At 41.7% G+C, this 19,179-nt stretch carries 21 protein-coding genes; 11 read left to right on the forward strand and 10 right to left on the reverse strand.

Annotated elements, in window-relative coordinates; translation table 11 throughout:
- Together LLW17_RS08295 and LLW17_RS08300 are read right to left on the reverse strand one after the other, a co-directional pair.
- A partial coding sequence (locus LLW17_RS08295; RefSeq protein WP_228229792.1) for an ISAon1 family transposase N-terminal region protein occupies window positions 1-253 on the reverse strand: 253 nt, incomplete at its 3' end.
- 37 nt (window positions 254-290) lie between these two features.
- The gene (locus LLW17_RS08300; protein ID WP_434084775.1) at window positions 291-749 is read right to left on the reverse strand and encodes an NAD(P)H-binding protein; all 459 of its coding nucleotides are present in this window, start codon (window positions 747-749) and stop codon (window positions 291-293) included.
- A gap of 155 nt (window positions 750-904) precedes the next feature.
- Between LLW17_RS08300 and trxA the strand changes: the two genes are divergently transcribed.
- On the forward strand, window positions 905-1,207 hold the full coding sequence (gene trxA / locus LLW17_RS08305; RefSeq protein WP_228229793.1) for a thioredoxin: 303 nt from the start codon (window positions 905-907) through the stop codon (window positions 1,205-1,207).
- 38 nt (window positions 1,208-1,245) lie between these two features.
- A complete protein-coding gene (locus tag LLW17_RS08310; protein WP_228229794.1) occupies window positions 1,246-1,662 on the forward strand; it encodes a hypothetical protein in 417 nt (138 codons plus the stop codon).
- A gap of 5 nt (window positions 1,663-1,667) precedes the next feature.
- On the opposite strand, the gene LLW17_RS18965 is transcribed toward LLW17_RS08310, so the two are convergent.
- Together LLW17_RS18965 and LLW17_RS08320 are read right to left on the reverse strand one after the other, a co-directional pair.
- Window positions 1,668-3,227, reverse strand: coding sequence for a T9SS type B sorting domain-containing protein (locus LLW17_RS18965; protein ID WP_228229795.1), 1,560 nt, complete (start codon window positions 3,225-3,227; stop codon window positions 1,668-1,670).
- Between the two features lie 101 nt (window positions 3,228-3,328).
- Window positions 3,329-4,447, reverse strand: a complete 1,119-nt coding sequence (locus LLW17_RS08320; RefSeq protein ID WP_228229796.1) for a DEAD/DEAH box helicase — start codon at window positions 4,445-4,447, stop codon at window positions 3,329-3,331.
- Between the two features lie 108 nt (window positions 4,448-4,555).
- On the opposite strand from LLW17_RS08320, the gene LLW17_RS08325 reads away from it, so the two are divergent.
- From LLW17_RS08325 to LLW17_RS08365, 9 genes are all read left to right on the forward strand, one after another.
- The gene (locus tag LLW17_RS08325; RefSeq protein WP_228229797.1) at window positions 4,556-5,413 is read left to right on the forward strand and encodes a ChaN family lipoprotein; all 858 of its coding nucleotides are present in this window, start codon (window positions 4,556-4,558) and stop codon (window positions 5,411-5,413) included.
- A gap of 119 nt (window positions 5,414-5,532) precedes the next feature.
- Window positions 5,533-6,207, forward strand: a complete 675-nt coding sequence (locus LLW17_RS08330) for a TetR/AcrR family transcriptional regulator (RefSeq protein WP_228229798.1) — start codon at window positions 5,533-5,535, stop codon at window positions 6,205-6,207.
- Between the two features lie 3 nt (window positions 6,208-6,210).
- Window positions 6,211-7,875 (forward strand): peptidase domain-containing ABC transporter, encoded by a 1,665-nt coding sequence (locus tag LLW17_RS08335; RefSeq protein ID WP_228229799.1) that lies wholly within the window; start codon window positions 6,211-6,213, stop codon window positions 7,873-7,875.
- A 5-nt stretch (window positions 7,876-7,880) separates the two neighbouring features.
- The gene (locus LLW17_RS08340; protein ID WP_228229800.1) at window positions 7,881-9,236 is read left to right on the forward strand and encodes an HlyD family secretion protein; all 1,356 of its coding nucleotides are present in this window, start codon (window positions 7,881-7,883) and stop codon (window positions 9,234-9,236) included.
- Window positions 9,233-10,648, forward strand: a complete 1,416-nt coding sequence (locus LLW17_RS08345; RefSeq protein WP_228229801.1) for a TolC family protein — start codon at window positions 9,233-9,235, stop codon at window positions 10,646-10,648. Before LLW17_RS08340 ends, LLW17_RS08345 begins: the two co-directional genes overlap by 4 nt.
- Before the next feature lie 149 nt (window positions 10,649-10,797).
- The gene (gene map, locus LLW17_RS08350; RefSeq protein WP_228229802.1) at window positions 10,798-11,616 is read left to right on the forward strand and encodes a type I methionyl aminopeptidase; all 819 of its coding nucleotides are present in this window, start codon (window positions 10,798-10,800) and stop codon (window positions 11,614-11,616) included.
- Window positions 11,617-11,634: 18 nt separating this feature from the next.
- Window positions 11,635-12,174: an HNH endonuclease gene (locus LLW17_RS08355; RefSeq protein ID WP_228229803.1), complete on the forward strand. Its 540-nt coding sequence runs from the start codon at window positions 11,635-11,637 to the stop codon at window positions 12,172-12,174.
- Complete coding sequence (locus tag LLW17_RS08360) at window positions 12,174-12,947, forward strand: class I SAM-dependent methyltransferase (RefSeq protein WP_228229912.1); 774 nt, start codon at window positions 12,174-12,176, stop codon at window positions 12,945-12,947. Before LLW17_RS08355 ends, LLW17_RS08360 begins: the two co-directional genes overlap by 1 nt.
- Window positions 12,944-15,013: a T9SS type B sorting domain-containing protein gene (locus LLW17_RS08365; RefSeq protein WP_228229804.1), complete on the forward strand. Its 2,070-nt coding sequence runs from the start codon at window positions 12,944-12,946 to the stop codon at window positions 15,011-15,013. The genes LLW17_RS08360 and LLW17_RS08365 overlap by 4 nt, the downstream gene beginning before the upstream one ends.
- On the opposite strand, the gene LLW17_RS08370 is transcribed toward LLW17_RS08365, so the two are convergent.
- From LLW17_RS08370 to LLW17_RS08395, 6 genes are read right to left on the reverse strand one after another with little or no spacing between them, the layout of a single operon-like run.
- Window positions 15,003-16,043 carry an FAD:protein FMN transferase gene (locus LLW17_RS08370; RefSeq protein ID WP_228229805.1) on the reverse strand — a complete coding sequence of 347 codons (1,041 nt, stop codon included), beginning with the start codon at window positions 16,041-16,043 and terminating at the stop codon, window positions 15,003-15,005. The genes LLW17_RS08365 and LLW17_RS08370 overlap by 11 nt on opposite strands.
- A 16-nt stretch (window positions 16,044-16,059) precedes the next feature.
- Window positions 16,060-16,422 (reverse strand): DUF8840 domain-containing protein, encoded by a 363-nt coding sequence (locus LLW17_RS08375; RefSeq protein WP_228229806.1) that lies wholly within the window; start codon window positions 16,420-16,422, stop codon window positions 16,060-16,062.
- 60 nt (window positions 16,423-16,482) lie between these two features.
- The gene (locus tag LLW17_RS08380; RefSeq protein WP_228229807.1) at window positions 16,483-17,235 is read right to left on the reverse strand and encodes a LytR/AlgR family response regulator transcription factor; all 753 of its coding nucleotides are present in this window, start codon (window positions 17,233-17,235) and stop codon (window positions 16,483-16,485) included.
- Complete coding sequence (locus LLW17_RS08385) at window positions 17,232-18,023, reverse strand: sensor histidine kinase (protein ID WP_228229808.1); 792 nt, start codon at window positions 18,021-18,023, stop codon at window positions 17,232-17,234. Before LLW17_RS08385 ends, LLW17_RS08380 begins: the two co-directional genes overlap by 4 nt.
- The gene (locus LLW17_RS08390) at window positions 18,005-18,631 is read right to left on the reverse strand and encodes a hypothetical protein (RefSeq protein WP_228229809.1); all 627 of its coding nucleotides are present in this window, start codon (window positions 18,629-18,631) and stop codon (window positions 18,005-18,007) included. Before LLW17_RS08390 ends, LLW17_RS08385 begins: the two co-directional genes overlap by 19 nt.
- A gap of 3 nt (window positions 18,632-18,634) precedes the next feature.
- On the reverse strand, window positions 18,635-19,165 hold the full coding sequence (locus LLW17_RS08395) for a hypothetical protein (protein ID WP_228229810.1): 531 nt from the start codon (window positions 19,163-19,165) through the stop codon (window positions 18,635-18,637).
- Window positions 19,166-19,179 lie beyond the last annotated feature (14 nt).

Raw genomic sequence — 19,179 nt, forward strand, 5'->3', positions numbered from 1 at the left:
GTTTGTTGAGCCATCGACGTCGCTTTATATGCAGGAATACTTTTTTGCCACGCACAGGAAAATCCTGAACGGTTATTTCTTTATGGAACCCGTGCGCTGTGACCAGGCTTGAAGAAAACTCTTTAGGAACCTCTGGTTTTTCTTCAAAATGCAGGTGCAGTATATCTCCCTCTGTTTGATGACCGGTAAGGTTAAAATGGGTAATCAATAATTCTGGTAATAAAATCTTAAGTAAATCTATATATGCGTCCAATGCCTCCTGTTTAGAAAACAAAAATCAAACTATTCATTCAATTCACACACAACTTTTGAGAATGATCCGGTTTTAAGGTGCTCGTCAGCATTCTTTTTAGCCTCAAGATAGTGTGTAGTTTATCACTGCTTGACGGATCATCAGCATTGATAGAGCTCAGCATCACAAACTTCTTGACTCCGGCTTTTTTAGACGCGTCAATTAAGCTTTTTGCGCCTTCCTGATCTACTGCAGTGGTTTTTTCGGGTCCTGTGTGTCCTCCTGAGCCTGCTGCAAATATTACTTTGTCTATACCTTTAACCACTTCAGAAAGTTCTTTTTCCAGATCCCCTAAAACGGTCTCTATATTTTGAATTTTAAATTGCTCCTGCTGTTCTTCCTTGCGTACCATCGCCACAGGATTATAATACTGTGATTCTTTTAAATACGAAACGATTTTTTTTCCGGTTGTTCCGTTTGCTCCGGCTACTAAAATATTTTCTTTACTGGTTTCCATAGTTGTATTTCTAATTTCTTTCAAATTAAGGAAGCTGAGCCTTATTCCAAAGCGCATTAACTACCATTAACGCGGGTTTCCTTCAGAATTAGGATACTATTAAGATCGCGTTAAAGCATTTCATCAAATGCGGCTCAACCCGTAATTTTGAAGCTATGAAAACAAGCTTTGGAACTCTTACCGATTCAGATATACCCGTACTCATTGATTTTTACGCAACCTGGTGTGGCCCTTGTCAAACCCTTGCTCCTATTCTGGAGGATGTCAAAAAAGATTTGGGCGAAAAAGTCAAGATTGTAAAAATTGATGTCGATAAAAATCAGCTAATCGCGCAAAAATTTCAGGTACGGGGTGTCCCTACCCTGATGCTTTTTAAAAATGGAAAGCAGCTTTGGCGTCAGAGCGGCGTGCTATCGCGTGCCGATCTCAAACAAATTGTTGAACGCCACTCCCACTAAGCCACGCATCGCGGCGGTAAAACCAATCCCAAATACCGATGGATCTTCAGATTATACGTTTGCTTTTTGATTTTGGGATGGTTGTTTTAATCTGGCTGGTTCAACTGGTGATCTATCCCGGCCTGTGCTACTACAATTTAAACGACATCGGGATCTGGCATCAAAAGTACACGCCAAGGGTATCCTATGTAGTTATGCCTTTAATGGTAGGTCAGCTCCTGATTGCTATAATTCAGGTCAACCGCAATGCCGATTTGTATACTATAATGAGCCTGAGCGCCGTGCTTATTCTTTGGCTTTCTACTTTTCTTCAATTTGTACCCTTACATTCTAAAATTTCAGGAAAGACCGACTGTGAAGGTATTCCTCAAAAACTCGTTAAGCGCAACTGGTTTAGAACTGTTTTGTGGAGTTTGGTTTTTCTGTGGAGTTTTTACTGGATTCTTTTGTCCTAGAGAATTTAGCGCTTTAAGGTGAAGTTTCCCTTTAATTCGCTTACGGAATCGCCCTGACGGTAGCTAATGAGATACCAATAATCGGTTGCGGGCATTTGCTTACCTCGATATGTACCATCCCAGGAAGGATTTGAAGTATCTAATTGCTTCAGCAGTTTTCCGAAACGATCAAAAATATAAACGCCCTCTACACGCACATCACCGGCAATTTGTATTTGCCAGCTATCGTGGTAGCCATCACCGTTAGGCGTGAAAAACAGGGGAGCACTAATCGGGTTAGAATCGCTAAGTTCTTCAGAAATAATGCTTACCTGAAAAGAAATCTCGTCGTTACAAAACGATTCATTTTCTGCATAAACAAAAAATGTAAGGGGATAGCTTTCCCGGGCAGAATACCTGATCTCATCACCTGTACTGTAAGCATCTCCCTGACCCCGTTCGTCTGTATAAAAAAGAACAGATTCCGGAAGATTGTCTCCGGTTATTTCGGGAAAGGTAAAAGTTTCAACCACCCTAAAGTCCTCAATTGCATCAATGACCGGTTTTTGATTAACCTCAACGGTAAGGCTAGCCTCTACCGACCTAAATTCACCTACACGGTCTGTATCTGTAACGATACAACGCAGCGTCGTTGTTTCATCAAATGAACCCGTGAATTGCGCCGCGGTTCCCAATACTGAAGTATCTCCTTCTTTATACCATTCATAGGTATAACTGCCAAAGGCTTCCTCCGGTGAGATCTGCGTGCTTATTGAAATGATTTCGCCTGCGCAAACCGAAGAAACAGGTTGGAGATCGAGGCTCATACTACAAATTGTTGAAACGCTTACTTCAGCCGCTCCAAAAATCGCTTGTGAATTCAACAGATTTGTGCAAAGCTCCTGCGTTTGTCCTGTTTCAATATTTACCGTACGTACACTTCCGGCTCCGGTGGCAATCATCGTATAATCGATGTTGCCTGTACAGGGTTCCCCGCTTACAACAGATACAACTCCAAACACAAACGAGAAGCCTGAATCATTCATATTTCCTACCAATACACTGGAAGGCGGGTCTGCAATATTGACTTTAACCAAATTATCGTTTAAAGCCGAAAGGTATAAATCACCCTCTATAAAGCTCAAATCTCCTCCCGAAGGATAATTTGTTGCTCCTAAAAAAGTAGCTTCTAAGGTGTTTGGGTCAATTCTAAATAAAGAGCCGCTGATGTCGTCAGTAACAGCAAGTAAACTGCCATCTGTATCTTTCACCAGAGAATTAAAGCTTCTAAGTGGACCTGAACTACTGGTCAAATTACCCATTTGGTTTACGACCCCTGCATCAAGATCTATGAGAAAAAGCGTGGCTCCAAATATGCCGTAGAGGGTGCGATTTGTGGGGCCTTCGGCGATATCAAACATCACAAAACTTCCCGGCCCTATAAGCTCTTCAACGGTGCAATCATCAAAATTGGCCAAAACAATACTACCATCAGACAAAGACAGATAGGCAGAATTTCTGGTTTGTGCCTGCAAAACAGGAGTAAGCACTACACAAAATAAGATTATGGCAATTGCTCTTAGCACAGGAAGCAGGGTTTTAATCGGTTAAATATAAGGTAAACCAGACAAAACCTATTCCTTAATGCTTAATCATGCTTATTACGCAAACAGGCGGATGATTTTAATTACCTCGCCTTAATCTCGCTCATTGCAAGTTCTAAAGCCTTCTCGTATTTGCGTAAGGTGCGTAACTCTTTGGTATTAACCAAAGCCAATGAAAGCCCCTCTTTACCGGCTCGGGCGGTACGACCGCTTCTGTGTGTATAATAGGCTTCCTGATCGGGCATTTCGTAATGGATCACAAAAGACAGGTCTTCGACATCGATCCCTCGGGCTGCAATATCGGTCGCGACCAGAATGCGCAGGTTTTCATTTTTAAAAGCACGCATGGTTTTATCGCGCTCTTTTTGCAACATATCGCCCTGTAAAGCTTCGGCAGCACAGTTTTTTGCCTGTAGCTGTTTGGCCAGTTTAGATGCTGCTGCCTTGGTTCTGCAAAATATGATCCCCCGCTCCTCTTTTCGGCTTCTTAAAAAATCGAGCAAAACCGGAAGCTTATCCAGATCATCGCAAATGATATACTTGTGGTCAATTTTTTTATTTACAACATCGCGGCTTACCTGTATTCGGTGGGCATCTTCGGCCATATGCTGATTTACAATCTGCCTGATCCCATGAGGCATTGTTGCCGAGAACAGCCACTTATTGCGAATGCCCTGCAATTGATTAAGAATGGTATCGAGCTGTTCTTTAAAACCCATACTCAGCATCTCATCAGCCTCGTCTAAAACCACGGTATCCACTCCCGATAAGTCAAGGGTTTTTCGGTTGAGTAAATCAATCAATCTTCCCGGCGTAGCCACAACGATATGAGTGGGCCTGCTTAGATTTTTAATCTGTATGTCTATTTTTTCACCTCCGTAAACCGCTTCGGTAAAAATCTTATCGGTGTATTTGGTAAACTTAAAAAGCTGTTTGGCTACCTGCTGGCTCAACTCCCGGGTAGGGCATAAAATCAGGGCCTGAATCTGCTTTTTGCGGGGATCAATGCGCTCTAAAATGGGCAATCCGTAGGCCGCAGTCTTTCCGGTGCCCGTTTGCGCCTGGCCTACCAGATGAACGTCTCCCTCCAGCAATAAAGGTATCACCTGTTGTTGAATCGCCGTAGGCTCTACAATACCCAGTTCATTAAGTCCCTTTACGAGATTGCCGGAAAGGCCCAAATCTTTAAAACGTGTTGCCATAAATTTCAATTGAACGACAAAGGTACGTATCAGGGTCTATTAAGCAGCACAAACTTGGGTTAAGGCCTAATAAAATTCAAATAAACCCTTAACTTTAGTGAAAAATAGATGATTAGAATCTTCTTTCTTCTTGTTGCCATCTGTTCTGTACCCCGCTTAGCAGCACAAGACAAGCCTGCTTACCAATTTTTTGATGCCGCAGGCAATAGGATTCCCTACACTGCTGTAGTAGATAGTCTGAGTATACATGCCGATGTAATTCTTTTTGGTGAATTGCACAACAATCCCATCGCGCACTGGCTCGAACTGGAACTCGCAAAAGACCTTAGCACAACCCGAAATCTTATACTGGGCGCAGAAATGCTCGAAACCGATAATCAGGATTTGGTGAGTCACTATCTCACTGACAGTCTTACTTATGAAGAGTTTAATAACAAAGCACGCCTGTGGAGCAACCATAAAACCGATTATCAACCCCTGCTTGAATTCGCTAAAAACCAAAAGATCGATTTTATCGCGAGCAATGTCCCAAGACGTTATGCCGCTACCGTTCACAAAATGGGTTTTAGCGCACTTGACAGTTTACCTGAATCAGAAAAAGAGTGGATAGCACCTTTACCCATTGCTTTTGACGCACAATTACCACGCTATCAGGAAATTTTGAAAATGATGGGAGATCACGGGAGTCCAAAACTGGTCATGGCTCAGGCACTTAAAGATGCTACGATGGCACACAGCATTCTTAAGAACTATCAAAATGAAAGTCTGTTTCTTCATTATAACGGGGCTTTTCACAGTGATTTTTACGAAGGTATTTTGTGGTATCTAAAACTGCAACGACCTCAACTAAGATACTTCACCCTAAGCACGGTTTCTCAAACGAATCTTACCTCTCTTGAAGAAGAACACCGCAATCGAGCCAATTTTATTCTGGTTGTAGATGCAGATATGACCTCAACCTATTAATATAGGGGATACTAACGCTTCCGGAAAGCAGATCAACTACAACGCTTTCGGTTAAAATTTTTATAAGAACATTCATATTGATAGTATTACTACTATTTTTGCGTTCAAAATAATCAGGTATGGATGCATTACTTAAAAACTTGAAGATTTCGATCAACGAAAGCATCTTTTTAAAAGATCCGGAATCGTCAGATTTGGGGAAGCGTATCGTTACTTACGGTATTATTCTTATAAACGATCTGGGATTTGACAACTTCACCTTTAAAAAACTGGCGGCACACATAGAATCAACCGAAAGTTCAATCTACCGTTATTTTGAGAATAAACACAAGTTTCTCATCTATTTAACTTCCTGGTACTGGGGCTGGAAGGAGTACCAACTGGTTTTTGCCACAAACAATATTACCGATCCTGTCGAAAAGCTTCTTAAGGCTATTGAGATTGCCACCCGAGAGGTAGAAGAAGACCAGTCGTTTAATCACATTAATGAGGTCATTCTCAATAAAATTGTAATTAATGAGTATTCTAAATCCTACCTTACCAAAGAAGTTGATGATGAAAATAAGGAGGGCTATTTTGCTATTTACAAGCGACTCTCCAATCGTATACGAAAAATGATTTCTGATGTTGATCCCACATACCCCTACCCGGCCAGCCTGGCTAGTACTATCCTGGCAGATTCCTTGCATCATCATTTTTTGAAAAATCATTTTTCATCTCTTACAGAATGCGATGATCAAACCCCGCCTTCTCACTATTTTAAGCATCTAATCCTAAACCTACTTAAATTTTAATATATGGCTAAAGAAGTTTTATCAGCCTGGCAACGTTTTGTTGGCCTTATACAGCTTGAGAAAAAAGATTTTCTGCAAATTTTATACTACGCCATATTTGCCGGTTTAGTAAGTTTATCGCTACCGCTGGGAATACAGGCAATCGTAAACCTTATACAGGGTGCTCAGATCAGCACCTCGTGGATAATTCTGGTCGTACTGGTAACTCTGGGTGTTGCTTTTGTAGGAGCGCTTCAGGTTATGCAGATACGCATCGTAGAAAACCTGCAGCAAAAGATATTTATGCGGGCCTCTTTTGAATTCACCTATCGCTTTCCAAAAATCAAAATGAGCGAACTTAACCGCTACTATCCACCGGAATTGGCAAACCGTTTTTTCGACGTGCTTACGGTTCAAAAATCCCTGTTTAAACTGGTACTTGATTTTCCTGCGGCGCTGGTGCAAATCATTTTTGGTCTGATCCTGCTTTCTTTTTACCATCCCTTCTTTATTTTCTACGGGGTTTTACTGGTCTTACTCATTTATCTGGTATTTAAATTCACCGGAAACAAAGGTTTACAAACCAGTCTTACCGAGTCTAAGTATAAATACAAGATTGCACATTGGATTCAGGAAATTGCCCGTACTCTCGTGAGCTTTAAACTTTCGGGCAAAACCAGCCTGGCCTTAAAGAAAAACGATGCCCTGGTTAATGATTACCTGGATGCACGCGAAAGTCACTTTAAAATTTTACGCCTTCAGTTTATACAAATGATTGGTTTTAAAGTACTCGTTACTGCCGGTCTGTTGCTAATAGGAGGTATTTTGGTGCTCAATCAGCAAATGAACATCGGGCAGTTTGTTGCTGCAGAAATTGTGATCCTGCTTATTATTAATTCGGTAGAAAAGTTAATTCTGGGGCTTGAGAATTTTTACGATTTACTCACCGCTCTCGAAAAAATTGGACAGGTGGTTGACAAGGAGCTCGAATCTCAGGAGCTATCCAAGCCTTTTGATCCCAATGAAGAAATCAGTCTTGAGTTGAAAGGTATAGGTTATAAAGATCCTCACGACAAGAAGCAAATTCTTTCAGATGTAAATCTAAAAATCAATCCCGGAGAACGTTTACTGATTTTAGGAACCAACGGATCTGGTAAATCTACCCTGCTCAAAATCATCACCGGTATTCTTGAACCTACCGCAGGTAATTTATACATCAACGAAAAGTCTCTGGAAGGCATTAACCTCAATCATTACCGTTCGTTTCTGGGACAGTCACTGCCCGAAGAAACGCCGTTTGAAGGAAGCATCAGAGATAATATCACCTTCGGAGACACTTCTATTCCGCTTGAAGATATAGACTGGGCGATAGAAAAGACCGGTTTACGCGACTTTGTAAAAGAACAGTCCAAAGGTCTTGACAGTCTACTTTATCCAGAAGGGCAACGCCTTTCCCGCACCATTGGCAAAAAGATCGTCCTGGCCCGCAGCATTGTGCGTAAGCCTAAGATTTTAATTCTTAAAGAGCCTTTAGATAAGTTTGCCAAAGATGAAAAAGAGCGCATTATTAATTTCCTTTTTGACAAATCTAACTCCTGGGCCATCATTGTTGCCAGTCAGGACGAAGCCTGGCAAAATTGCTGTGACCGCACAGTAACCCTGGAAAACGGTAAAATATCCCAAAATTAAAAGCCATGCTTAACATCTCGCACAATAAGCTTCACGATAAAGTTGATATCTCAGAATATAAGGCTGCTAAAAAAATTCTGGGTAAAAAGCATTATACCTACTTCAACCGCTTTTTACAGGTTTTTACTATAATTCTGATCATCATTTTATTTTTACCCTGGACACAGACCATTCAGGGAATAGGTTATGTTACCACGCTTACCCCTGAGCAGCGCCCGCAAACCATTCAATCTCCCATACCCGGACGAATTGAAAAATGGTATGTGCGTGAAGGCGATTCAGTAGCTAAAGGGGATACTATTCTCTTTATTTCGGAAGTAAAGAATGAATATTTTGATCCGCTACTGGTTGAACGTACGGAGCAACAGGTGCGCGCCAAAAGCAATTCGGTTGCCTCCTACTCCCAGAAAGTAGTCGCGCTTACAAACCAGATTGAAGCCCTGCAAAATGAACGCGCTTTAAAACTGGAACAGGCCGAAAACAAACTCATACAGGCAGATCTTAAAATCAAGAGTGACTCTATCGATTATGAGGCCGCAAAAACCAATCTGGCTATTGCCGAGCGTCAGTTTGAGCGAACTCTGGGTTTACAGCAGGAAGGGCTTAAAGCGGTGACCGATGTGGAAGAAAAACGCCTGAAACTTCAGGAAACTCAGGCCAAATTGATTTCGCAGGAAAACAAACTCCTTGCAAGCCGTAATGAATTTATAAATGCTCAAATCGAAATCAACCGTGTGGGTGCCGAGTACGCCGATAAAATTTCTAAAGCGCAAAGCGAGCGCTCCACCGCCCTATCCAATCAGTTTGATTCGGAAGCCGCAGTGAGCAAGCTTGAAAATGACCGTACCAACTATGAGATACGTAATGATATGTATTACATCACGGCACCACAAGCTGGTTTCATTAACAAAGCCATAATAGGCGGTGTAGGCGAGACATTTAAAGAAGGCCAACAACTTGTAGGAATCATGCCTTCTAAATACGATCTGGCTGTAGAAACTTATGTAAGGCCTATCGATTTGCCTTTGATTCACGTGGGTGAAGAAGTACGAATACAGTTTGACGGCTGGCCGTCAATCGTATTTAGCGGATGGCCTTATAACTCGCTGGGTACTTTTGGCGGAAAGGTAGTAGCCATAGAACGCTTTATTAGTGATAATGGAAAGTATCGTGTTTTACTGGCTCCTGACCCGGATGAAGAGCCCTGGCCCGAAGCTTTGCGTGTAGGATCGGGTGCTAATACCCTGGCACTTCTTGAAGATGTGCCTATCTGGTACGAACTGTGGCGCCAGCTCAACGGCTTCCCGCCCAATTATTACACCCCTGAAAAAGCTGATATCCAAACCGACAAGAAGAAATGAGAATCTTAATTCGGGTTATTGCGTTGCTTGTTTTTTTGACCACTCCCGTGTGGGCACAGGAAGACGCATTGACTACCCTCAGTTTTGAAGAATACCTAAATCTGGTGCAGCAAAATCACCCCCTGGCGCGGCAGGCTTATCTCATTGAGCAAACCGGAGAAGCCAAACTGCTAAAGGCCCGGGGTGGTTTTGACCCCAAGGTTGAAGTTGATTTTGATCAGAAAGTATTTAAGGATACCGAATATTACGATCTGCTTAACGCTACCTTTAAAATACCTACCTGGTATGGTATTGACTTAAAGGCCCAATTTGAGCAGAATGAAGGCTATTACCTAAATCCTCAAAATACAGTGCCCGAAGACGGCCTCTATACAGCGGGCATTTCAGCTTCATTGGGGCAGGGATTGTGGATTAATGAGCGCATGGCAACTCTTAAACAGGCCCGTTTTTATAGGGAACAAGCCCGTGCAGACCTGCAACTTGCAGTCACCAATGTCCTGTACGAAGCCTCACTGGCCTACTTTAACTGGTTACAGGATTATCAAAAGGTGTTGCTTTACGAGCGCTTTTTAGAAAATACAACCGAGCGGTTTGTAGGCATAAAAACCAGTGCACTTTCAGGAGCTATACCTCTTATTGACACTACCGAAGCCAAAATAAGTGTACAGAGCCGGGAGTTGAGTTTGCAGGAAGTGCGTCTCGAATATCAAAAATCAAAACTGGAACTTGCCAATTATCTTTGGCTGGGCAATAATATTCCAGTTGAGTTACAGGATGATATTTATCCCGAAGGAGAACTCAGTGATGTGGTGAGCAGAACGCTTCAGATCACCGAATTTGATTTGGCCGATTTTCAAATTGATACCCACCCTAAAATGCGCTCGCTCGATTATAAAGTGCAGGCATTGGAAGTTGAAAAACGCCTGAAAGCCAACAAACTACTTCCGGTCATTGATGTAAACTATAACTTTATCACCTCAGAGCCACGTAATCTAAATTCGTTTTATACCCAGAATTACAAAGCCGGTTTGCGCTTTAGCATGCCCTTATTTCTGCGGAAGGAACGCGGAGATCTTCAGCTGGCCAGGCTTAAATTACAGGACAGCGAGTTTGAACTCATCAATACACGGCTCACGCTTCAGAATAAAATAAAGGCAGTTAATACAGAACTTGAAGTTTTAAAGGAGCAGCAGGAACTGGTTGAAGATTTAGTGATCAATTACGATACGATGCTTGCAGCCGAGTTACGAAAATACGAAGTGGGTGAAAGTTCTATTTTCCTTATAAACTCGCGGGAAATAAAGCTTATAGACAGTCAACTGAAAGCCATCGAGATCACCAATAAGCTTTATAAAGCCAAAGCCCAGCTGTTTAAAACACTTGCGGCTGTTCCTGAATTTAATGAGGAGTAAAAAACTCATTTTTAGGGATCTTGCATCGGTATTCTTTTCAGGTTGTCGTCAAAAACTGTTGTTGAGTTAAGAAGCCGACATACTTTGACTTCTATATTAGGGGCTATGCGGGGATTCTTTGTAACTTTGTGCCCTCAAAAGACAGCCTGATGATTATAACCAAGACGAGAGAAGAACTCGAGTTAATGCGCGAAAGTGCGCTTATCGTTTCTAAAACTTTAGGAGCATTAGCTTCAGAAGTGAAGCCCGGTGTTACCACCCTTGAACTTGATAAAATTGCCGAAACCTGCATCAGGGATCATGGTGCCATACCCGGATTTTTGGGATTGTATGATTTCCCAAACACTTTGTGTATGAGCCCAAATGAGCAGGTAGTACACGGTATTCCCAATAAAACACCTCTTAAAGAAGGTGATATCATTTCTATAGACTGCGGAGCGTTGAAAAACGGCTTTTACGGCGATCACGCCTATACCTTTGAAGTTGGTGAAGTAGATCCTGAAACAAAAAAACTCCTCCGGGTTACCAAAGAATCTCTATACAAAGGCATAGAGCAGTTTAAAGCCGGTAACCGTGTAGGTGATGTAGGCTATGCGATTCAGAAATATTGCGAGGATCACGGCTATGGCGTGGTACGTGAACTGGTAGGTCATGGTCTTGGACGTAAAATGCATGAAGATCCCGAAATGCCGAACTATGGCCGAAGAGGTCGCGGTAAGAAATTTGTTGAAGGTATGGTGGTTGCCATCGAACCTATGATCAATCTGGGTACCCAACGCATTAAACAACACCGCGACGGGTGGACCATCACCACCCGGGATAACAAACCCAGCGCCCATTTTGAACACGATGTGGCTTTAATAGACGGCAAACCACAACTTCTTTCAACTTTTGACTATATTTATGAAGCTTTGGGTATAAGCAGTGATGAAGAAGCCCCATTCAAAGCACAGCCCACATTCAACTAACAAAAATCTTGATGTGCTATGCAGTTAGAAACCTGGAAGGATTTCCGTGAAGACGACTGGGATGAGGCATATACTTTAGGTCTTTCCAATTATGGTCGCGTGCGCAGTTATTTTAAAAACCCAGAAGGAAACCTCATTAAAGGAGGTACGATTAACGGGTATATAACGGTGAATGTTAAACTGAAAAATGGAAAGCGTCGCAACTTTTATCTTCACAAACTCCTTGCGAAAGCTTTTTTGACACCCGGCGATAACGAAAACTCTGTATTACACCTCAACCACGATAAGACCGATAATCGTATTGAAAATTTATCCTGGGCAACCCATAAAAAACGCTATGCCCATCAGAAAACGAGTCCGCTGGATATTAAGCGACGTACCTCGGGCGAACGTCATTACACCAAGTTGAGCTATGCCGAAGCAAAGGTTCTGAAGAAAAAGCTTTTAGATCCTAACCGGCGTACCCGGCTTAAGGTACTGGCCAAGCAGTTTGGCGTTTCAGAAATGCAATTGCATCGCATAAAAACGGGTGAAAATTGGGGGGATCTTCAGGTATGATTGGCAAACTCTTTAAACGCATTTTAAATACAGTTCCCAGACCCCTGCTTATACGACTAAGCTATGTTGCCCGGCCTTTTTTGGCATTATGGCTAAAGGGATCGCACTATACCGACCCCATAGACGGCAGGTCGTTTAAAAAATTTCTTCCGTACGGCTACGGTAAGCCCCGAGAAAATGTACTCTCTCCCTCTACTCTTTCGCTCGAGCGACACAGATTGCTTTGGTTATACCTAAAAAATGAAACCGATTTTTTTAAAGCCTCTCATAAGGTGCTGCATTTTGCTCCCGAACAGGCTTTTTACAAGCGTTTCAGATCTCTTAAAAACCTCAATTATACCACCACCGATTTGCTTTCGCCTCTGGCAGATGTAAAGGCAGACATTTGCAATTTGCCTTTTGAAGACAACAGCTATGATGTCATTTTATGCAATCACGTGCTTGAGCATATACCTGATGACACCAAAGCTATGCATGAACTTTATCGCGTTCTCGAACCCGGTGGAATGGCCATTTTACAGATACCTCAGGATCTTTCAAGAGAAAAAACCTTTGAAGACGACAGCATCACAGATCCTGAAGAACGCGCCGCTATATTTGGCCAATACGATCACGTACGCGTTTATGGCAGGGATTATTTTGAAAAACTTCGCAGTATAGGGTTTGAAGTTCATGAGATTGATTATACCCAAAAACTTAAAAAAGAGCTTGTAGATACCTATCGCCTGGCTGCAGGCGAAATTTTACCGGTTTGTTATAAACCAGCGTCATGAAAAAAATTACAATCGTTTTGTTCATGGTATTTTTTGGTGTTTTAAACGCCCAAAATGCCAACGATTGTACAGATGCTATTGTTCTTTGCGGGGATACTCCGGTAGGAATACAGCCTAACGGAGTGGGTTTTGATGAATTTAGTCTGCCGGGCAATTTCCCGCCCCCGTGTTATTCGTTTAACAATCAAACCGCGTGGTTTAAAGTAGAAATCGATCAGGGCGGAAGTTTTACATTTGATATTGTCCCCGAAAATCCAAACGACGATTATGATTTTGCAGTTTACGGGCCTGTTCAGGACTGTCAAAACCTGGGAAGTGCAATTCGCTGTAGCAGTACGCATCCGCCTTCGGCAAACGTAAGTGCCGATACCGGTCTTAATGATACCGAAACCGATACTTCAGAAGGACCGGGAGCTGACGGCAACGGTTATCTGAAGGCCATTGATGCCAGTCCCGGAGAAACCTATTACATTCTTATAGACCGTGCCAGTGGTTCTGCGGGCTTTGATATCAATCTTACGGGCAGCGCCACAACACCCAAAACCACGGGTTATAATACACCTGAAGATTTTGAAATTTGTTCCACAACCGGAACAAATACCTATGATCTTAGCATACAGCGTGATTTGATTTTACAGGGCTTTCCCGATACCCGGGTGAGTTTTCATAAAGAACTTGGAGATGCTAATCTGGCAACCAATGAGCTGGCTGATTTGTACACAAATACTGTAGACCGCGAGACCCTTTACGCACGTATTTTTAGTCCGTTAAACGCCTGTTCAGAACTAGTGCCTTTTGAAATAAGCATTGCTGCGTCTTTGGTTAATGATAACCCCGGGTCTGTTTTTATATGCGACCCGAGCATAAATCAAAACTACAACCTTTTGCCACTGGGCAATCAAATTATAAGATCCCGTTCAGACCAGCAAATCCGGTTTTATCAATCTCAGCAAGACAGAGATGCCGACCAAAATGCCATAACAACCCTGAATTTGAGCAGCTCCCAGACACCGGTGTACTATCGCATAAACAGTGTTAACGGAGATTGCCTGCTACATGATGCACTTAACTTTTACCTAACCCAGCCACCGGTATTAATTAAGCCTTCAATACTGAATGTGTGCATCGCAAACGAAAGCAGCCTGACTTTAAATTTAGATCAAAAAGCAAATGAGGCTTTATCAGGGCAGGATATTTCAGTATTCACCAGGCGTTATTACGCAACGGCAAACGATAGGAATCTCGATCAAAACCGTCTGAGTTCAAATTATACTACCGAAGCAAATGATCAGGAGATTTTTATGCGAATAGTAGATAATCGCAGCGGCTGCTATTCTGATACTTCTTTTGAAGTTGTAGTTGATGAAAGTCCTGTATTTGAATTTCCCGAAACAGCTTTTTACTGCACAGATACTCAGGAACCGGTCGAATTGAGCGTAGCTTCCGGCTTTACCTATTATGAGTGGAGCACGGGTCAGGAAGGTATTGATCTCCATACCATATCGATCGATGAACCGGGAGCATACAGCATTACCGTTTATAACGAAGCTGGTTGCTCCACTACTCAAACTGTTCAGGTTTTGCCTTCCGAAAAGGCTATTGTTGAAACGGTAGAAGTTACCGGGCTCAATTACCCCAACAATGAAGTAAGTATTCGGGTATCAGGAAGTGGTGCTTATGAATTTTCGCTAGACGACGGTCCCTATGTAGAAAGCTCTGTTTTCACCAGACTTTCAGCCGGCTATCACCAGCTTGCCATAAGAGATCGCAATGGTTGCGGTACAGTAGAAACTCAGCCCTTTTTAGTTCTTGATTATCCCAGGTATTTTACTCCAAATGGGGATGGCATTCACGACACCTGGCGATTGATTGGTCTCGAAGAATATCCCGGGGCTCAAATCTTTATCTACGACCGTTATGGCAAACTTTTAAAGCAGTTACAATCATCTTCAGAGGGCTGGGATGGCACCTTTCTGGGAACACTTTTAAATCCTGATGACTACTGGTTTGAACTTCAATTGCCCGATGGTATTAGCCTTAAGGGACATTTCAGTCTTATTTACTAGTCTCTACGAGATAAGGTTTAAAACGTTCGGAAACAAATACAGATACAGAGTCTTCAGTTTGATCTGAATACATCAGATAAGCCGCCAGATCCTTATTTTTAGCAATAACCGCTTTAGAACGCTCAAAACCTAAAGCCATAAATGCTGTTGCCCAGGCGTCTGCCTCTGCACAGGTTGGCGCGATTACGGTTGCGCTTAACACATCGCTTTGTTCGGCACTGCCGGTTATGGGATTGATGGTGTGCACATACTTTTTCCCTGTGATCGAATGCTGACGGTACTTGCGATAATTTCCCGATCCTGCCATTCCTTTATCATTTAAACTTACAGCTTCGGTATAGGTACGCTGTTCTACAGGTGCATTGATGTTTTCAATACCCACCCGCCAGGGCTGATTTTTATCGAGATTTTTACCTTTCGCCAAAAGCTCTCCACCGAGTTCTATAAGATAATCTTCTACCCCGTTCTGCTCCAGCATTTTACCAATTCGATCTATGCAATACCCTTTTGCTATACTGTTGAAATCTAAATAAATATGTTCTGTGTTTTTTTGAAGTTTGCCTTGCGGCGAAATAGTCAATTTATCTAAACCTACATACTGCATCAAAGAATCTATAGTGATAGAATCAAGCTTTTTTAAGGGCTTATCAGGGCCGAAGCCATAAGCATTAGCCAAAACCCCAACCGTAGGGTCATAATACCCATCTGTGGCAATATATACTTGCTGTGCCAGGGCAAATACTTCTTTAAACATAGCGTCAACCATAATCGTGGTGTCCCCGGCATTGATTCTCGATATATCAGAATCGGGCTGGTAGGTGCTCATAGACTTATTAATCGCGGTGATGGTAGAGTCAAATTGCCTTACAAGATCAAAACGCTCCGGCGCATAAAACTGCAATTGGTAACTGGTTCCCAGCGCCTGACCGTTGTAGACTACCAGATTTCTTTCGGGCTCACAAGATGTACAGATTGCTAAAAATAAAGCGCTAAATAAAAGCGCAGATATCGATTTTAAACTGAATTTCATAATTCTTGAAAAATGATTAAAGTATTTCCTGCAGACCATTATAAACCTGCGTATAGGCTGAATCTTTCTCGACAGGTTTGCCGTAATCTTCGGCACTCCCCAAACCTACACCGGCATAAAAAGTTCGCGCATTAAACTTGTCTGCGTGCGTTTTTATTTCCTGCATAAAGACCGGGTCGTAGGCATTAGGGTCATCAGGATATTGCAAAGCCCTGACGATTACAAAATGTAATTTCTTGTCTTTTAAAGCTACAAATTGTGGATTGCGTTTTAATTGAGAGTTGACACCCAAAAACTCAAATCCCTGAGACTCCAGGTCTTTTCCCACGATATTCATCGCCAGATTATGTCGTTCCTGTTCGGTAAGAAGTGTTGCCATGGTGCAAAGATACTAAGCACGATTAGTTCAGGTTTACAGGACCGGCAATTTTAATTAAAATTAGTCTGTATTACTTTTCAGCATATTGAGAAATTCAGCACGTTTAGCCCTTGAGACCGGAACCTGATGGTTTTCTTCAAGCATTACATAACCTTCATTCAGGTACGATTCTATATATTCCAGGTTGATGATGTGCGATTTGTGAGTTTTAAAAAAACTAACCGTATCTAGTAAATCTGCGAAATGGCCGATATTATGAGAACTCAAAATAGATATTCCTCCAACAAGATGAAGTTTAGTATAGCCTTCTATTCCTTCAAGACGTATGATATGATCTATTTTGACAAACTGTAATCCGTTTTGAGACGGGACAACAATCTTTTTTTGCTGAAAGGTCTGTACACCCAGATTGGCAATGAGCTGTTTATTTTTTGAAAGCATCTCCTTGTTTAAAATACTCTCTACGGCCCGGTGTACACTTAGTATCAAATCTTCTTTTGCTACCGGTTTTACAAGATAGCCAATGGCGCAATTTTTTATAGCCTGAATTGCGTAATGATCAAATGCTGTTACGAAAATGACTTCAAAATCCGGTTCATCAAATTCCTTTATAAGTTCAAAACCGGTCATGGTAGGCATCGCGATATCCAGAAAAATAAGATCCGGTTTTTCTGTTCTTATAAATTCAATAGCTTCTACAGGATCCTGACTAGAGCCTATAATAGAAAGCTGCGGGCAAAAGCGCTGCAACTTGTTTTCTAAAATGGCTGAGGCTTTTGCCTCATCATCTACTAAAAACACCCGGATACTCATACGTTCAAAATTTTAAAAGTTATCGTTACGCGGGTGCCCTGCAAATCCTCCCGATCCTTTATTTGATAGTCCACTTTAAAAGCATTACTATACTCGAGCAATTTTAATCGATCTTTGAGAACGGTTGAAGATCTGTTTTCGAGGGTCTTACCACTCGCTTTAAAAACCTCTTTAGAGCGTTTTAGGCCAATACCATCATCTTCTATAACCACCTTATAACTCAACTCATCCAGGCATGTAAAAATCACACGTACAAGGCCTGATTCATTCTTATGAAAAATCCCGTGATTTACGGCATTTTCAACAATAGGTTGCAAAAGAAGTGACGGGATTTTTGTATCTAATTCCAAGTCTTCATCAACCTCAATATCAAAACTGAGTTTATCCTCAAAGCGCATTTTTTCTATCGCCAGATAATTGTTAAGCAGCTCAATTTCCTCTTTAAGGCTTATAGTATGTTGTCGCGAAAGTTCAAAGAATGACCTGAATAATTTAGAAAATCTATTAAGGTATTCTTCCGACAACTCGACCTCATTTCTTTGAATATAGTATTGTATTGCATTTAGCGAGTTGTGCACAAAATGCGGATTCATTTGAGAACGAAGTGCCTGTAATTCGAGCTCATGTAATTCCCGCTGGCTTTCTAATTTAGACTGCAGACGCTCCCGTATAAGCTTGTTCTTTTTGGAAACAAAAACTGTAAAAAGTAAAATCACAGCAACCACCACTACAACTGCGGTAATTGCCATTATTACAATAAGGCGGTCGTCTAATTCTTCTGTGGACATAAAAGTGCTATAATAATACAACCGTAAAGGGGAATGTTTAAAAATGCGATTACAGTGTATAAAATATCAGCGAGATTTCCATTTACCTTTGACATGGAAACCTGTACCGGTAAATACCCCAGAAAATAAATAAGTACTCCTGTGGTGATCCAAAACCGAGCATTTTTCTTAAAATCTATAATCTCATCCCGGTTTAGAAATTCAATGTAAAATCTAAATACAAGGATCAGCAAAGTTATTGTTGAACAAAAGAGGAAGATAACATTGTAGTCTTTGAGCCAATTTTCTAAAATAAGACTCACGATAAGACTTATAAAAAGCAAGGGCACTAAAACCAAAACCCAAATTTTCCTGTTGAGAATCCTGTAGAACCAAAAGCAAAAAAAGAAACCCGTAAAAAGGTCTGAAAAATTATATATTAAAACATTATTACCAAAGAAGCCCAGACATAAGGAGGCCCCAATTTCTATGACAATCACAGTAGTCAGGTAATAAATGAAATGACTTTGAGTCCCGTTTTTTAAAACACCATGCCGCCAAATGGCTATAGCCAGTGCTACAGCCATTAATGATTTAACTATGATTTCCAGAATTACCATGATACTCACAAATTAGTTGCCAGACCCTGTTTTGCGCGTGCCTACCGGGTGTAATTTATCATAATAACTGTCGTCCTCGCCAACCGGCAAAAATGAATCTGGTGTGGTGGGAGTAACCAGCATTCCCGGTGCAAATGAAGATCCGCCCGAAGGTCTTTTGGTATTGGATTGAAGTGCATAAGCTGCCTCAAAAAACACCGTGCTTTTAGTCACACCGGGACTTAGCGTGTCTGCTCCAAAATAGACATAGACCCCTACATTGCTTATGGAATCACGCTTTTTTAAAGCAATCACAGACTCTAAAAAGAGCTGTAAATCATTCACATCTGTTACCAGAGCACCCACATTATCAACCGCATTACCGGGTAAATCATTGTTGATATACACATATTGATTACTCAGATAGGCGCTGTGCAACGCATCTGCACGTTCTTTTGTAATTAGGTTATTGGGTGTTTTTCGGGAGTTGTTTCGCAAACTTATGCAAGATGAGCACATTAAGAATACAACTGCAAACAGCAGGCTTATTTTGAAGGTTTTCATAATCATTTTAATAA

Source organism: Leeuwenhoekiella parthenopeia (assembly GCF_020782115.1).
GTDB lineage: Bacteria > Bacteroidota > Bacteroidia > Flavobacteriales > Flavobacteriaceae > Leeuwenhoekiella > Leeuwenhoekiella parthenopeia.

Bases quoted from the DNA above. Each gene is read 5' to 3' on its own strand.
- LLW17_RS08320 (WP_228229796.1), bottom strand. From the start codon at position 4,447: ATGGCAACACGTTTTAAAGATTTGGGCCTTTCCGGCAATCTCGTAAAG.
- LLW17_RS08385 (WP_228229808.1), bottom strand. From the start codon at position 18,023: ATGTCCACAGAAGAATTAGACGACCGCCTTATTGTAATAATGGCAATT.
- map (WP_228229802.1), top strand. From the start codon at position 10,798: ATGATTATAACCAAGACGAGAGAAGAACTCGAGTTAATGCGCGAAAGT.
- LLW17_RS08340 (WP_228229800.1), top strand. From the start codon at position 7,881: ATGCTTAACATCTCGCACAATAAGCTTCACGATAAAGTTGATATCTCA.
- LLW17_RS08375 (WP_228229806.1), bottom strand. From the start codon at position 16,422: ATGGCAACACTTCTTACCGAACAGGAACGACATAATCTGGCGATGAAT.
- LLW17_RS08365 (WP_228229804.1), top strand. From the start codon at position 12,944: ATGAAAAAAATTACAATCGTTTTGTTCATGGTATTTTTTGGTGTTTTA.
- LLW17_RS08355 (WP_228229803.1), top strand. From the start codon at position 11,635: ATGCAGTTAGAAACCTGGAAGGATTTCCGTGAAGACGACTGGGATGAG.
- LLW17_RS08300 (WP_434084775.1), bottom strand. From the start codon at position 749: ATGGAAACCAGTAAAGAAAATATTTTAGTAGCCGGAGCAAACGGAACA.
- LLW17_RS08310 (WP_228229794.1), top strand. From the start codon at position 1,246: ATGGATCTTCAGATTATACGTTTGCTTTTTGATTTTGGGATGGTTGTT.
- LLW17_RS08345 (WP_228229801.1), top strand. From the start codon at position 9,233: ATGAGAATCTTAATTCGGGTTATTGCGTTGCTTGTTTTTTTGACCACT.
- LLW17_RS08330 (WP_228229798.1), top strand. From the start codon at position 5,533: ATGGATGCATTACTTAAAAACTTGAAGATTTCGATCAACGAAAGCATC.
- LLW17_RS08335 (WP_228229799.1), top strand. From the start codon at position 6,211: ATGGCTAAAGAAGTTTTATCAGCCTGGCAACGTTTTGTTGGCCTTATA.
- LLW17_RS08395 (WP_228229810.1), bottom strand. From the start codon at position 19,165: ATGAAAACCTTCAAAATAAGCCTGCTGTTTGCAGTTGTATTCTTAATG.
- LLW17_RS08325 (WP_228229797.1), top strand. From the start codon at position 4,556: ATGATTAGAATCTTCTTTCTTCTTGTTGCCATCTGTTCTGTACCCCGC.
- LLW17_RS08380 (WP_228229807.1), bottom strand. From the start codon at position 17,235: ATGAGTATCCGGGTGTTTTTAGTAGATGATGAGGCAAAAGCCTCAGCC.
- LLW17_RS08370 (WP_228229805.1), bottom strand. From the start codon at position 16,043: ATGAAATTCAGTTTAAAATCGATATCTGCGCTTTTATTTAGCGCTTTA.
- trxA (WP_228229793.1), top strand. From the start codon at position 905: ATGAAAACAAGCTTTGGAACTCTTACCGATTCAGATATACCCGTACTC.